16 protein-coding genes are annotated in these 15299 nt (G+C 32.9%); 14 read left to right on the forward strand and 2 right to left on the reverse strand.

The window, feature by feature from the left end; translation table 11 throughout:
- The first annotated feature begins 127 nt into the window (after positions 1 to 127).
- From MJQ71_RS07465 to MJQ71_RS07515, 11 genes are all read left to right on the forward strand, one after another.
- On the forward strand, positions 128 to 1102 hold the full coding sequence (locus tag MJQ71_RS07465; protein ID WP_238805944.1) for a glycoside hydrolase family 16 protein: 975 nt from the start codon (positions 128 to 130) through the stop codon (positions 1100 to 1102).
- A 37-nt stretch (positions 1103 to 1139) separates the two neighbouring features.
- Positions 1140 to 1415: a DUF2934 domain-containing protein gene (locus MJQ71_RS07470; protein WP_238805945.1), complete on the forward strand. Its 276-nt coding sequence runs from the start codon at positions 1140 to 1142 to the stop codon at positions 1413 to 1415.
- Positions 1416 to 1525: 110 nt separating this feature from the next.
- A complete protein-coding gene (locus MJQ71_RS07475; RefSeq protein ID WP_238805946.1) occupies positions 1526 to 2509 on the forward strand; it encodes a Kelch repeat-containing protein in 984 nt (327 codons plus the stop codon).
- 113 nt (positions 2510 to 2622) lie between these two features.
- Positions 2623 to 3753 (forward strand): lactonase family protein, encoded by a 1131-nt coding sequence (locus tag MJQ71_RS07480; protein WP_238805947.1) that lies wholly within the window; start codon positions 2623 to 2625, stop codon positions 3751 to 3753.
- Between the two features lie 14 nt (positions 3754 to 3767).
- Positions 3768 to 4295, forward strand: coding sequence for an RBBP9/YdeN family alpha/beta hydrolase (locus MJQ71_RS07485; RefSeq protein WP_238805948.1), 528 nt, complete (start codon positions 3768 to 3770; stop codon positions 4293 to 4295).
- Between the two features lie 2 nt (positions 4296 to 4297).
- The gene (locus tag MJQ71_RS07490) at positions 4298 to 4693 is read left to right on the forward strand and encodes a hypothetical protein (protein ID WP_238805949.1); all 396 of its coding nucleotides are present in this window, start codon (positions 4298 to 4300) and stop codon (positions 4691 to 4693) included.
- 172 nt (positions 4694 to 4865) lie between these two features.
- Positions 4866 to 5312, forward strand: a complete 447-nt coding sequence (locus tag MJQ71_RS07495) for a GNAT family N-acetyltransferase (protein WP_238805950.1) — start codon at positions 4866 to 4868, stop codon at positions 5310 to 5312.
- Positions 5287 to 6066 carry a diadenylate cyclase CdaA gene (gene cdaA / locus MJQ71_RS07500; protein ID WP_238805951.1) on the forward strand — a complete coding sequence of 260 codons (780 nt, stop codon included), beginning with the start codon at positions 5287 to 5289 and terminating at the stop codon, positions 6064 to 6066. The genes MJQ71_RS07495 and cdaA overlap by 26 nt, the downstream gene beginning before the upstream one ends.
- Before the next feature lie 28 nt (positions 6067 to 6094).
- Positions 6095 to 7135 (forward strand): aminotransferase class V-fold PLP-dependent enzyme, encoded by a 1041-nt coding sequence (locus tag MJQ71_RS07505; protein ID WP_238805952.1) that lies wholly within the window; start codon positions 6095 to 6097, stop codon positions 7133 to 7135.
- A complete protein-coding gene (locus MJQ71_RS07510; protein ID WP_238805953.1) occupies positions 7132 to 7701 on the forward strand; it encodes a MarC family protein in 570 nt (189 codons plus the stop codon). Before MJQ71_RS07505 ends, MJQ71_RS07510 begins: the two co-directional genes overlap by 4 nt.
- Before the next feature lie 233 nt (positions 7702 to 7934).
- On the forward strand, positions 7935 to 10493 hold the full coding sequence (locus MJQ71_RS07515) for a zinc-dependent metalloprotease (RefSeq protein WP_238805954.1): 2559 nt from the start codon (positions 7935 to 7937) through the stop codon (positions 10491 to 10493).
- A 63-nt stretch (positions 10494 to 10556) separates the two neighbouring features.
- Here MJQ71_RS07515 and MJQ71_RS07520 read toward each other — a convergent pair whose 3' ends face one another.
- Positions 10557 to 11045 carry a tetratricopeptide repeat protein gene (locus MJQ71_RS07520; RefSeq protein ID WP_238805955.1) on the reverse strand — a complete coding sequence of 163 codons (489 nt, stop codon included), beginning with the start codon at positions 11043 to 11045 and terminating at the stop codon, positions 10557 to 10559.
- Between the two features lie 225 nt (positions 11046 to 11270).
- Between MJQ71_RS07520 and MJQ71_RS07525 the strand changes: the two genes are divergently transcribed.
- The 3 genes from MJQ71_RS07525 to MJQ71_RS07535 all read left to right on the forward strand — a co-directional run bounded on the left by MJQ71_RS07525 (position 11271) and on the right by MJQ71_RS07535 (position 14772).
- Entirely contained in the window at positions 11271 to 11624 is a 354-nt protein-coding gene (locus tag MJQ71_RS07525) for a hypothetical protein (protein ID WP_238805956.1), read from the forward strand.
- Positions 11625 to 11757: 133 nt separating this feature from the next.
- On the forward strand, positions 11758 to 13107 hold the full coding sequence (locus MJQ71_RS07530; protein WP_238805957.1) for a DNA/RNA non-specific endonuclease: 1350 nt from the start codon (positions 11758 to 11760) through the stop codon (positions 13105 to 13107).
- Between the two features lie 30 nt (positions 13108 to 13137).
- Complete coding sequence (locus MJQ71_RS07535) at positions 13138 to 14772, forward strand: CotH kinase family protein (RefSeq protein WP_238805958.1); 1635 nt, start codon at positions 13138 to 13140, stop codon at positions 14770 to 14772.
- Positions 14773 to 14774: 2 nt separating this feature from the next.
- Here MJQ71_RS07535 and MJQ71_RS07540 read toward each other — a convergent pair whose 3' ends face one another.
- Positions 14775 to 15233 (reverse strand): GNAT family N-acetyltransferase, encoded by a 459-nt coding sequence (locus MJQ71_RS07540; protein WP_238805959.1) that lies wholly within the window; start codon positions 15231 to 15233, stop codon positions 14775 to 14777.
- Positions 15234 to 15299: the final 66 nt, after the last annotated feature.

Below are 15299 nucleotides of genomic sequence, written 5' to 3' on the forward strand. Positions count from 1 at the left end.
ATAGCAGTCAGTGATTTTCTAAAATATGGAAATAATCTTGAGCAAATGTTTTACACCAAAAATATTTCAATCTAAAACATTTGTTCAAAAAAACTTCTTATTATTAAAATCTCTATTCAAAACAACTATGAAAAACTTAAAATTTAATGCCTTTATTCTATTAATATCTGTCGTTTTATTTTATTCTTCTTGTTCAAAAAGTGATGAACCGTGTGAAAGAAAAACGTGGTATCAAGATGCTGATGGCGATGGAAAAGGCAGTAAATTGGTTTCATTTGAATCATGCGAACAGCCAATTGGCTATGTTTCAAACTCAAATGACGACGATGATATAGTTGTAAAAGCTCCAGTTTCAATCATTCCAGCGAAAGGTTATTCTACTCCTGCTAGTTATCCAAACTTAAAATTAGCTTGGGCTGATGAATTTGACGGTACAACTTTGAATGAAAAATATTGGAATTATGAAATTGGTAACAATAATGGTTGGGGAAACAACGAATTAGAATATTACAAAAAAGAAAATACAAGCGTCAAAGACGGGTATTTGATTATTGAAGCTAAAATCGAAAATACTGGTAGTCAAAACTATACCTCATCGAGATTAACTACACAAGATAAATATAATTTCAAATATGGGCGAGTTGATATTCGAGCAGCATTACCAAAGGGTCAAGGAATTTGGCCTGCTCTATGGATGTTAGGCAAGAATATTCAAACAGTTAGTTGGCCAAAATGTGGTGAAATTGACATCATGGAAATGGTTGGTGGGAATGATAAAGATAATACTTTGTATGGAACAGTTCATTGGGATAATAATAATAGTCACGCCCAATACGGTGGCAATACCAAACTAGTTTCTGGAATTTTCAATGATGAATTTCATGTATTTTCGATTGTTTGGGACGCCAAGAAAATTATTTGGTACTTGGACGATAAAAAATACCACGAAATTGATACTACTCCAGCGGGGTTAAGCGAATTTCAAGAAGAATATTTTTTACTCGTAAACTTGGCTGTTGGTGGAGATTGGCCTGGAAAACCAGACGGTTCAACCACTTTTCCACAGCATTTGGTTGTTGATTATATTCGAGTATTTCAATAAAAACCTATTTACCAACATTTAAGATTTTTTTTATTCCATGCCTTACGAAATAACGCTTTGTGCTGGTGGCGACTGCCCTATTAAACAATATTGCTACCGACATACGGCAGAAATATTGGGCAGACAAGATTTTTTTGGCTCAGTTCCATTTGATTATACAACAAAAAAATGCTATTATTTTCTAAAAAATGAAGCTTATTTTGAGCAAATACGAAAAAATGCCTACAAAATATGGGAAAACAATGGAAAACCTGATAATAGTTCTGTGTCCCATTGGCAACTTGCAGAAGAAGTTTTTTTTCTTTCTTTATAAATATTCGTCCACAAATAAACATTAGTCGTCTCACAATTCTACAAAAATTATATTTTTCGTTAAATTGCTTATTATTCTTAAATTTCACTCTATTCTAAGTAATTTAATCAATGAAAGTCTCAACTATTATCCAACATGTCATACTGACATCAATCGGATTTTTATCTTTTGTATCATCAAATGCACAATCTTGGGAAACTGCATTACCTACAAATAATTGTACGAATCGTCATGAAAACACTTTGACTGCAGTTGGTACGAAAATAGTTTTGTTAGGAGGTCGTGGCATCAAATCTACCGAAATCTACGATACAAAAACGCAAACATGGACAAAATCAGTTGAAACACCTCTTGAAATTCATCATTTACAAGCCGTTACATATAATAATGAAGTTTATGTGATGATGGCCATGACTGGCGGATATCCACACGAAACTCCAATTCCTAATATTTATATTTTTAATATCGAAAAAGGTGAGTGGAGAAAAGGGCCAGAAATACCAAAAGATAGATTAAGAGGTTCGGCAGGATGTGTGGTTTATAAAAACAAAATTTATATGGTTTGTGGTATTTTAGATGGTCATTGGGATGGGCATGTAGCTTGGCTAGACGAATATGACCCAAAAACTAACACTTGGGTAAAATTAGGAGACGCACCACACCTCCGTGATCATGTGAGTGTTGCAGTTATAAAAGACAAATTATATGTTGCTGGCGGGCGACGTTCAACGGCTCGAATTAACCAAGTTTTAAACTTGACTGAACCTGCGGTTGATGTATATGATTTAAAGAAAAAAACATGGCAAACACTTCCAGCTGAACTCAATCTGCCAACACAAAGAGCAGGGAATTCATCAGTAGCATTTGGCGACAAATTATTGGTTATCGGTGGTGAAAGTCCAGCTCAAGTACCTTCTCATAGCGAAGTTGAAGCATTTGACACTAAAAAAATGCAATGGGTTAAATTTCCGAGTTTGAATAAAGGTCGTCATGGAACGGGAGCAACAGTAATTGAAGGAAAAGTTTATTCGATTGCTGGTTCTGGTAATCGTGGCGGTGGTCCAGAGTTAAATTCAATAGAAGTTTTGAAATAGTTGTTTTATGTACAACATTTTCAATAATCTGAATTGTTTTTTTTCTGAATACCAAAATACTTTTGGAAGAATGATAAAAAAATGACTGATATACCATTGAAATATCCGATAAAATGAAAAAAATAATCTGTCTTTTTGTTTTTATCCTAAGTTTGAATTCGGTTAATGCCCAAAGAAAAGAGACCTATTTATTTATAGGCACATATACTGATGGAAAACCACATAAAGGAATTTACGTATATAGCCTTGATTTAAATACAGGTGAATTGCGTTTCAAAAGCAATACCGAAGCCTTAGTTAATCCTTCTTTTTTAAATATTTCTCCTAACGGAAAATATTTATATGCTTGTACTGAAACCAAACTTTCTCAACACGGAAATATTAGTTCATTTGCCATTGATAGCATAAATGGAAAACTAAAATTTATCAATAAACAATCAAGTAATGGCGAAAATCCAGTTTATGTGAGCGTTCATAAAAACAATAATTTTGTAGTTTCGGGCAATTATAGTGAGGGTAATATGAGTGTTTTTTCTACAAATATTGATGGAAGCATCAATAGTTTTACGCAAAGCATTCAGTTTTCAGGAAAGAGTATCAATGAGCAACGCCAAGAAAAATCACATATTCATTCGACTATTTTTTCACCCAAAAACGATTACTTATTTTTGCCAGATTTAGGTTCGGACAAAATTTGGGCTTTCAAATTTGATGCTCAAATTAACAAACCACTCACTCCTATTGATAGTCTAAATGTAACTTCTGTTGCAGGAAGCGGGCCTCGACATTTGACATTTCATCCCAACCAAAAATACGCATATTGTATTGAAGAAATGAGTGGAATGATTGCCGTTTACACTTATCATAATGGAAAACTGACTGGAATTCAAAGAATAATGAGTAATCAAAAGTTAGCAGAAACTTATAGTAGTGCTGATATTCATATTTCGCCAGATGGATTATTTTTATATGCTTCGAATCGGGTTGAAAATACAATTTCAATTTTTTCTATTGCAACAAATGGGCATTTGAAATTAGTTGGATTTGTATCAACTTTTGGTAATACGCCACGAAATTTCAATATCGACCCAAGCGGAAATTTCCTTATTGTTGCGAATCAATCAAGTAGCAATATTGTTGTTTTTCGTAGAGATTTAAAAACTGGATTACTCAAAAAAATTAGTCAAGAAATAAGCGTTCCAAATCCCTCTTGTTTACAATTTAAACAATACACACAAAAATAATCTTTGGTAAAACCATGACAAATTACTTCATTTTACCTGGTCTTGGCAATTCAGGAGCAAATCATTGGCAAACGCATTTTGAAAACTTAGGAGACAATTTTAAAAGAATTAATCAACAAGAATGGGACGCACCTTATTGTGATGATTGGCTTGAAACAATTGATAAAACACTAGCAGAATATGACCTCGAAAACGTCATACTGATCGGGCATAGTTTGGCTTGTACAACAATTGCACATTGGGCAAAAAAGTATAATAAAACTATAAAAGGAGCCTTATTGGTCGCTCCAAGTGATATTGAAAATCCTGTTTATACATTTCCTGCAACTGGTTTTACTCCAATTCCACTCGAAAAAATCAAATTCAAAACGATTGTTGTTGCCAGCTCTAATGATGAATGGGTCTCGTTGGAAAGAGCTAAGTTTTTTGCCGAAAATTGGGGAAGTGAATTCATTAATATTGGTGATGCAGGACATATAAATGCCGATGCAGGTTATGGAGAATGGAATTTTGGCTTGGAAATTTTAAAAAAACTAGGTTAAAAATGTTTAAAAAAATCCCTTTCAAAATCGCAATCAATATCATTTTATTGCTTATTGGATTCATCATTATATTTCATTTTTTAGTTTTAACTCAAACGATTCCATTCAATATCGTTTGGGGAGGAAAACTTAAAAATGAATCAGAAATGATAAGATTAGAAGCCATTTCAATCACCATTAATATCCTTTTGATTTTTGTAATCTTAATCAAAGGAAATTATTTAAAGCTTAACTTCTCCGTAAAATTGCTCAATGCAATTTTATGGTTATTTATCTTACTTTTTGCACTCAACACAATCGGTAATTTATTGGCAGAATCAAGTATTGAGACAATTATTTTCACGCCAATGACTTTTATTCTTTCAATATTATGCTTAAGAATTGTAATCGAAAAATAAACAATACTTCTTTCAATTCACGTTTTAAAAGATTCATTTTCCAAAATCAACTTAAAGAAATCTACAAAAATGCGTTAGTTTTTCCAAAAAGTATTTAATTTGTAATAAAATGGCTTTTTCGTTAAAAAGAGGATTCATTTTTTATAAAATTGTCAATACAAAATTTTAATTAATGACTCTTTCTCTTCGAAAAGCTACGCAAAATGATGCTGATATAACTTTTGAAATTGAGCAATTTTCAATCAAAGAATACAGTGATGAGATGTATTTGACTGAAATCGAATTACATCGAAAAGAGTTTGATTCAGAGCATATTCAAATTGTTGAATTGGGCAAACAAACTATTGGTTATCTGGAGATTGAAGAAAAAAATCATTCTTTTGAAATCATAAATATTTTGATTCAAAAATCTTTTCAAAACCAAGGATTCGGTACTCAACTACTTGAAAAAGTGATTGAAGATGGACAAAAAAAATCAAAAGGAATAGAATTGCAAGTATTAAAAAACAACCCAAAAGCAAAGCGGTTTTACGAAAACTCAGGTTTTCAGGTGTATTATGAAACCGAATTTGAATTTAAAATGAAATTTTCACATGCAAATCGGATTTTTGGAAATTAAGTGGACTGATATTTTAGACATTTCTCTAGTCGCATTTTTATTATATTACATTTATAAATTAGTTCGTGGAAGTGTAGCCAGTCGAGTTTTTATGGGTTATTTGCTCATTTATCTCTTTTATTTGATTGTAAAGGCAATCGGGCTTGAATTATTAACCAGAATTTTAGAGTATTTTATGGGAGTTGGGGCAATTGCTTTGATAGTTTTGTTTCAACAAGAAATACGTAGATTTTTGTTAATGGTTGGGAAATCAACTTCGCTCACAAATAATCAACTTTTTTCTAATTTACTCGGAAATGAAATTAGTAATGAAGAAAAATATCCTATAAAAATGATTATTGATGCCGCCAAAACGATGTCAAACGAATTTACAGGCGGAATAATTGTGATTCAAAAGGAAGACGATTTAGACAAATTTTGCGAGTCTGGCGATGCAATTGATGCTATTTTATCAAAAAAAATTATTTTATCGCTATTTAGTCAATATAGCTTATTAAACGACGGAGCAATAATCATTAGTAATAATCGAATCAAGGCTGCTCATTGTATTTTGCCAGTAGCCAATAATGATGATTTACCTTCCAATTATGGTTTTAGGCATCGAGCAGCATTAGGAATTTCGGAAGCAACTGATGCTGCTTCCATTTGTATTTCAGAAGAAAATGGCAAGATTTCATTGGCAATAGACGGAAATATCAAAACCGTTTCTGCAACTGAACTTGAAAGGGATTTAAAGGGTTATTTTTTAAATTGAGTACAAAATTTATCACCCTTAGGGTATTATGCTGACATTTTATCCAGGCCCATCAAAAGTTTATCCGAAAGTGGCAAATTACCTCCAAGATGCCATTAAAGAAGGGATTTTGAGCCAAAATCACCGTAGTTTGGCTTTTATGGATATGCTCAAAAATTGTATTTTGGCATTCAAACAAAAACTAAACATTCCTGAAGATTATCAGGTTTACTTCACTTCTTCAGCAACCGAATGTTGGGAAATCATTAGTCAATCGCTTGTAAAACATCAAAGTCACCACATTTTTAATGGAGCTTTTGGTGAAAAATGGTTTGACTACGCCACACAATTAGACAAAACTACTTCTTGCACGAAATTTGATTTTCAAACTACATTTGAAGCAAAAAACAGTTATTCAACCCATGCAGATGTTATCTGTTTTACACAAAATGAAACATCTAACGCAACGCAAATTTCAGCTAATTTTCGTCAAGAAACCAACTCAAATGTATTAATTGCTATTGATGTTACCTCTTCCTTAGGAGGTATTGAATTGGATTGGAAAATGGGTGACATTTGGCTTGCGTCGGTTCAGAAATGTCTTGGTTTACCCGCAGGAATGGGCGTAATGATATGTTCACCAAATGCTATCAATCGAGCAAAAGAAATTGGTGAACGCAAGCATTATAATAGCTTACTTTTTATTCACGAAAACTTTCAAAAATACCAAACGCATTATACTCCAAATATTTTAGGAATCTATTTATTGTTGCGAATAATGGAACAAATACCAGATATTCAAACAATTAGCACACAAATAAAATCTAGGGCAATTAATTTTTATGATTTCATAACAAGTAAAACATCTTTAGAATTACTAATTGAAAACACACAGGTTAGGTCTGAAACTGTGATTGCAATTAAAGGAAACATTGATGAAATATTACGATTGAAGCAAAAAGCTAAAGAAAATAATATAATTTTGGGCAATGGCTATGGAGCTTGGAAAGATACCACTTTCAGAATCGCCAATTTCCCTGCTATTGAAGATTGGGAGTTCGACAAACTAAAAACACTTCTACGACAATGAATTTTATTTTTAAAGAAATTATTTCGGTAACAATCATTTTATTTTCAATCATTGATATTTTAGGCTCGATTCCAGTTATCATTGATTTGAGAAAAAAAGCAGGTGATATTCACGCCGAACAAGCTACAATTGTGGCGGGTGTATTAATGATTACTTATTTGTATTTGGGTATTAGTATTTTAAATTTATTCGGTGTGGATGTAAAATCGTTTGCTATTGCTGGTGCATTGATTTTGGCTTTAATTGGCTTTGAAATGATTTTAGGGAGAAATATTTTCAAGCATGAAACGTCCACTAGTAAAGCAACTTCTATCGTTCCTTTAGCATTTCCAATCATTGCAGGTGCAGGAACAATGACAACTATTATTTCGCTAAAATCTGCTTATCAAGAAGAAAATATTGTAGTTGGCATTCTTCTAAATTTACTTTTTGTGTATATTATTCTTCGTACATCTCAGCAACTCGAAAAAATTCTTGGCCCAACTGGAGCAGATATTTTACGCAAAGTTTTTGGTATGATTCTAATTGCCATTTCTATTAAATTGATTAAAACCAATTTGGTTTAGGGGAAATTAGAGCATATAAAGATTTCAATTTTACGAAAAATTTTTTCAACTCACAATTAAGGCTATCAAAACTTCGCTGTTTTGATTTAGCTAGATATTAATATTGCTATTTTTTTCTATAAAAAATATCTTTTAGTCTTGTTTCAATATCCTTTCATCAAAACTATTTTATTAATAATACCATTTTTCATTAATTTTACAAATCAATATCTTCAAATCATCAATTCAAATATATGAAATTACTAAAAACCACTTTTTTAAGTTCATTGGCTTTTTGTCTCGCATTTGGCACGTACGCTCAAAAAAAAGATGACAAAAAACCTGAAGAAACTAAACCTGCCACAACAGCACCCGCAGCTCCAGCAAAACCTGCTGAAGCTCCAAAAACTGGTCCAAAACCTTACAAAGAAGTTATTACAAGCAAGGCTATTTCGAGTAATGGATTAATGACAGTTCATAAAATTGATGAAAAGTTTTTTTTTGAAGTGAGTGATACACTCATTGGCAGAGATATTATGACGGTTACTCGTTATTCAAAAACGGCGGCTGGTGGTGGAATTTTTGGTGGAGAAGAAGTTAATCGTCAAGTAGTTAGATGGGAAAAAGGGCCTGAAAATAAATTATTTTTGCGTTCTATCACCTTCATTATTGCAAGTCCAGATAGCACAAAACCTATTTTTCAATCTGTAAAAAACTCAAGTGCAGACCCAATAATTGGCGTTTTTGACATTAAAGCACTTAGAAAAGATACATCTTCGGTTATTGAAGTAACTGATTTTTTCAAAGGTGACAATCAAGTTTTTTCACTAGACCCTATTAATAAACAATTTTTAAAAATCGCTGGATTACAGCCTGACCGCTCGTTTATTCAGCATATCCGTACTTATCCGATAAATACTGAAATTCGTACCACAAAAACTTTCAGTGTCGTTCCCCCATCAGTTTCTTTGGTTCCAATGCCACAAATAGGGCAATATTTACCTGCTTCACGTGATGCGGGAGTAGTTACAATGGAGTTTAATACATCAATGATTATTCTTCCTAAAACTCCGATGCGTAAACGTTATTTCGACCCACGCGTTGGATATTTTGCTAATCAATATGCAAATTTTGGTGAAGAATCTCAGAAATCTGATAATGAAATTTTTGCGGTAAGATGGAAACTCGAACCAAAATCTCAAGCAGATGCTGAACGTCAAAAACGTGGAGAATTGATTGAACCAAAAAAACCAATCATTTACTACATTGACCCTGCAACACCACAAAAATGGCAAAAATACTTAAAAGCAGGTGTTGATGATTGGCAAGTAGCTTTTGAAAAAGCAGGATGGAAAAACGCTATTCGTGGAGAATACATGAATCCGAAAGACAGCATGAGTTTGGAAGATGCCCGATATTCTGTTATTAGGTATTTTGCTGCTGATATTCAAAACGCTTATGGACCGAACGTGCATGACCCTCGCAGCGGTGAAATTTTAGAAAGTCATATCGGTTGGTACCATAATGTGATGCGTTTGTTACGAAATTGGTATTTGATTCAAACGGCAGCTTCCGACCCTCGCTCAAGAATGAAAAACTTTGATGATGAATTAATGGGACAACTCATTCGTTTTGTTTCTTCACATGAAGTTGGTCACACCATTGGTTTGCGTCATAATATGGGAGCAAGTTCGGCCACACCAGTTGAAAAACTGCGTGATAAAGACTGGGTTGCTAAAAATGGTCATACTTCGTCAATTATGGATTATGCTCGTTTCAATTATGTAGCTCAACCAGAAGATGGAATTACTGATTTCTTCCCAAGAATTGGTGATTATGACATTTGGGCGATTCAGTGGGCGTATAAATATTTTGCAGATGCACAAAGTGCTAAGGAAGAAAAAGCTATTTTGAATGATTTGACAAAAGAAGCTGTAAAAGACCCACGCAAACGTTTTGGCACAGAAATTAGCCCTTCTGACCCACGTTATCAAACTGAAGATTTGAGCGACAACGCTATGAAAGCATCAGATTATGGTATTAAAAACTTACAACGAATATTACCAAATCTGCTTGAATGGAGTAAAGAAAATGGCGAAACATATAAAGAACTAGCCGAATTATACGCAAACGTTTCTGCTCAATACCGTCGTTATATAGGCCACGTAACTAAAAATATTGGTGGAATTTACGACACGCCAAAAACGTATGACATGGAAGGTAATGTATTTGAAGTTGTACCAAAAGCAATGCAAAAAGACGCAGTTTCATTCTTAAATCGCCAAGTTTTTGAAACGCCAACGTGGCTTTTAGATAAAAATGTTTTAAACAAAATTAATCCTGAGCAAGGAGTTGAAGCAGTAAAAGCCATTCAAGAAACATCATTAAATAGTCTATTTGCCGGAGATAGAATGGTTCGATTGATGGAAACAGGTTCGGCAAGTAATGCAAATTACAATTTAGATGAATTAATGACTGATTTAAGAAGCAGTATTTGGTCAGAATTGAAAACTAAAAAAACAATTGATATTTATCGCCGTAACTTACAAAAAGTATTTATTGAGAAAGTTACTTCATTGCTAAACCCTGGAATGACAACTGTTTCATTCATTCCACAAGGTGCAAGTTATGGATTTGAAAGTCGCAGCGTTGACTTGAAAAAAACGGACTTACCATCAATTGCTAGAGCACATTTGGAATCATTGAAAAATGAAATCAAAGCTGCATTACCATTAACGATTGATAAGATGAGTAAATATCATTTACAAGATGTTTTACAAAGAATTGAAAATGCCTTGAATCCAAATAAATAATAACACAGTTTTTAAGAAAGCAAAAAGCGAGGCGAAAGTCTCGCTTTTTTTGTATGCACTAACTCATTTCATCCATTCTTCGGCTTCTCTCTTTCCGCCCAAACCTTGTGTTATGACTTCTTTTAATATTTTTTTTGCTCTTTGTATTTTTCCCATTTTCAGATTTACTAAAGCAGTGTAGAATTTTCCTTTATTTTCTACTAAATCTGCATTTTGCTCAAGTTTTTCAAAATAAATCATCGCAATATCATATTCTTTCATTTGTAATGCAGTTAAACCTGCCAATTCTATTGCTTGCAATTTTTTTCCAACGAGTTTTTCAAACACGACTGCCGCTTCTGCATATTTTTTCTCATTATAAAACCGTTTACCTATTGCCAAACTATCTCCTGGATTCTCATTTATAGGTAGTTTAGTGAGATTTTGTTCAATATAAACATCTGTCATTTTTGGTAAATCTTTTCTTATTAAAAACCAATATCCTGCCCAAATAAATAATATTGAAGCTATTATAATGATAAATTTGTTAAATCTAAAAAAAGGTAATTTCATTTGTAGGAGTTTTTTAAATAATTACTTCTGAGATGAACACTATCGTACATTCTACTGCGAATAACGAATTATTCATTGAACAATCCAAAGTCAAACTAAAATATCCTAACTTATTTCATTTAAGTTTTATACTTTTAATTAATTAATAATCAGATATTTATACTTAACTTTCAATGAAAATTTTATCAAAAAAACATTGTTTTCAACCCATTAAAAATTAAAATTATGACAAACAAACGTTATCTTTCACTAACAATTCAAGCAATTTATGTCTGTTTGACAAGCCTTCAACTCATCTTTATTCCAAATACATTACTTGGAATGTTTGGTTTTGAACCAACCACAGAAATCTGGATTAAAGTTTTTGGTGTTGTTTTGCTTTCACTTTCTGTCGTTTATTATGGCATAATCAAATACGGAAACGACGATGTTGTTAGCTTTACTATTTGGAGTAGAATACTCGTAGGAGTTGGTTTTACATTATTTTCTATTCTAGGAATTGCCCCTATTACGCTTATTCTATTCGCAGGAATTGATGTTGCAACTGCCATTTGGACTTGGTTTGAGTTGAAAAAATAGCTAAATCCAAAGTTTTGGCACAAATGATTTAACGATTATTTTCTAATCATTTGTTCAGCTTCTTTATATTTTTTCTTCATGGAATTATAAAAGAATAATCTGTAATTTTACCATTCAATTAATCACTAGAAAAATGTTTTTAAAGTTCAGAAGTATATCTTTTATTTATCTCATCAGTATTATTGTCAGTTCTTGTATTACAACTATAAAGCCTAAATCGACAACTGTATTTGTTAATGGTTTTCCAGAAGGTTTAGAAAATGTGTCAAAAAGTAGTTATTCGGGAGCAACTATCGAGCTATCTGGTGGCATTTGGTATTTTGAAAACGCACTAATTGGTACAACTGTAAATGATGTAAAAAATGGTTCTAAGGCTATCAGAATTAAAGAAGATGGCTTTATTCGCATGAATTATGACATTTTTGGTGTGAAAGAAATCAACATTTCCTATGCAGCCTATCAGGGCGATGGAGATAGCGAATGGGAAATATATTCATCTAAAAATAGTGGAAGTACTTGGACAAAGGTTGGAAATACTCAAAAAACTTCGGGCAGTAAACTTTCTACAACCGCCTTTTCTATCAATGACCCAAATAAAATTAGGTTTGAAATCAGGAAAATTTCTGGTGGAACAAATCGCCTAAATATTGATGATATTATTATTACATCAACTGGCGATTCACCCATTAATTCGACCGTCGCAACACGTGATGACAATATTGCTTTAGGGAATCCGAGTAATGCCAATGCTAAAGAAGAAAACAATTTTTTGATGGAGAAAAAACAATATGTGCTTTCATATAATAGAAGCAAAGCAACTGCAAATTGGGTAAGTTGGCATTTAAGTACAGCATGGAAAGGTGCAACTGAGCGAACAAATAATTTTCGTCCTGACCAAACACTACCCAATGGTTGGTACAAAGTTCAAACTGATGATTATACAAATTCTGGATTCGACCGTGGGCATCTTTGTCCATCGGACGACCGTGATGGTAGCTATGAAGATAACGACGAAACATTTTTAATGACAAATATTGCTCCACAAGCACCTAACAACAATCGTGGACTTTGGGCAGACTTAGAAGCATATTCTAGGAAAATCGCTGAAAGTGGCAATGAATTATACATCATTGCAGGTGTTTATGGTAAAGGTGGAACGGGTAGCAATGGCGGTAAAACAAGTACACTCGAAAATGGAAAAGTAGTCGTGCCAGAATCATTTTGGAAAGTTATTGTTATTTTGCCTATTGGTAGTAACGATATTAGTAGAATTGATACGCAAACTCGCGTAATTGCGATAAATGTGCCGAATAAAGAAAACGTTGGTAGTACCAAATGGGGAGAATATCGGCTAAGTGTTGACGACCTAGAAGACCTTACTGGTTATGATTTTTTATCAAACGTGCCAAGTGCTATCCAAAAATCTTTAGAAGCAAGAAAAGATGCTGGACCAACACTAAAAATTTCAACTTTGAGATATTAACCAAAAATTCCACTGCATTTTATTAACAACATGAAAAAACTTTACTTTATCTTTTTACTAACAATTAGCACATTTGTTAAAATTTCGGCACAAACACTAACGTCCTCTACATTACCAATTTTGATTTTCAATACGAATGGAGCAGTTATTTACGATGAACCAAAAACTAAAACTGAGTTAAAAATTATTTATAATGGTGTTGGAAAAATCAACAATGTAAACGATGCTCCGAACCATTACAATGGTTTTGCAGGGTTAGAATACAGAGGTTCTTCTTCGCAAATGTTTCCAAAAAAAGGTTATGGAATCGAACTTTGGGATGAAAAATCTGAAGCAAAAGAAGTGAGCCTTTTAGGAATGCCCAAAGAGTCTGATTGGATTCTTTTTGCGTCTTACAACGAAAAAAGTTTCATGCACAATGTCCTTACGATGAGAATTGCTCGTGAAATGGGAATGTACGCCACTCGAACACAATACGTTGAAGTAATAATCAATGGAGCTTACATGGGAGTTTATGTCTTTGAAGAAAAAATCAAACGTGGAGAAGATCGTGTTAATATTTCAAAACTAAAAGAAACTGACTTAAAAGGTGACGATATAACTGGTGGATATATTTTTAAAGCCGATAAAGATACTGGTTCAAAGCTAGGAAGTTGGCGTTCTAAATACCCAAATTATCCTGCATTCAATAATAACTTCACTAATTTTCTCTACGAATACCCAAAGACAATTACCGCAGAACAAAAAGCTTATCTTAAAAATTACGTAGATAATGCAGAAAATGCTTTACAAAATGAAAATTACCGGGATAAAATCAACGGCTATCGAAAATATTTCGACACAAAATCATTTATACAATTATTCTTGATAAATGAAGTTTCTAAAAATGTTGACGGCTACCGCATTAGTACATATTTCAACAAAGATAAAGATAGTAAAGGAGGTAAAATTAAAGCTGGGCCACCTTGGGATTATGACATTTCTTACGGAAACGGAAATTACTGTGAAGGAAATTCACCCTTTGGATTTTCGTATAATTTTAACAAGATATGTGGAACTGATTATTGGCAAGTGCCTTTTTGGTGGGAAAGAATGCTGGGTGATTCAGCATTTGTGCGTGAATTAGGGCAGGAATATAGCTTTCAAAGAAAATATGGAGCATTACAAACTGACCGAATAAATAAGCATATTGATACGCTTACAAGAACTTTAAGAGAGCCAATTGGTAGAAATTTTCAAAAATGGCAAATTTTAGGCACTTATGTTTGGCCACAGCCAGCTCCGTACCCAAGCACATGGGAAGGTGAAATAAATGAATTAAAATCTTTCATTAATCAACGCCTTGCGTGGCTCGACAATAATATCAAAACCGATTTTGCCATTACCGCCAATGAGCCAAGTTTAGAAAATGTGTCAATTAATGCATTTCCAAATCCATTTTTAGAACGGATAAATATTAATATTCAGTCTATAATTCCTGAAAAAGCCAAAATAACTTTACTTGATAATACTGGAAAAACGCTATATAATTCCGTAGAGAATCTTCAAGTTGGGGACAATGATTTTTATATCCAACTAAATGACTATCAAATAGTTAATGGAATAAAGTTTTTACAAATTGAAGTCGATGGCAAAAGGATTGTCAAAAAATTGGTTCAACAATAACATTATTCAGCTGGTTTAATCATGTAAGTGTGTTGAATTCCATCTTCGATATAATCATTACCAGTGAGTTCAAAGCCAAGAGATTGATAAAATTTAATCAAATAGCTTTGAGCTCCGATTTTTATAGGCTCATTTCCAAAAATTTCAATCGTTTTTTCTATTGATTTTTGCATCAAAATTTTCCCTAATCCACCTCCTCTTGCATGAGCTGAAGTCACAACTCGGCCAATCGAAGTAAAACCTTCATAATAAACACTTTTTCCAAATAGACGAGTATAAGCTGATAATTTATTGTTTTCATCAACTAACATAAAATGCAATGCCAAATTATCTTTTCCATCGGCATCAACAAATGGACAATTTTGCTCAACAACAAAAACTTCTTGCCGTAAAATCATTATTGAATAAAGTTCGTCCAAACTTAACTCGTAAAAAGGCACACACTTGCTTGTAAAATTCATATTTTTGAAGCTCAATAAACTATTTTCTAAAAAACAAAGACGAATAAATTACTATTTATCTATTAT

Origin of the sequence: Emticicia aquatica (assembly GCF_923079645.1) — a bacterium.
In the GTDB taxonomy this organism is placed as follows: domain Bacteria; phylum Bacteroidota; class Bacteroidia; order Cytophagales; family Spirosomataceae; genus Emticicia; species Emticicia aquatica.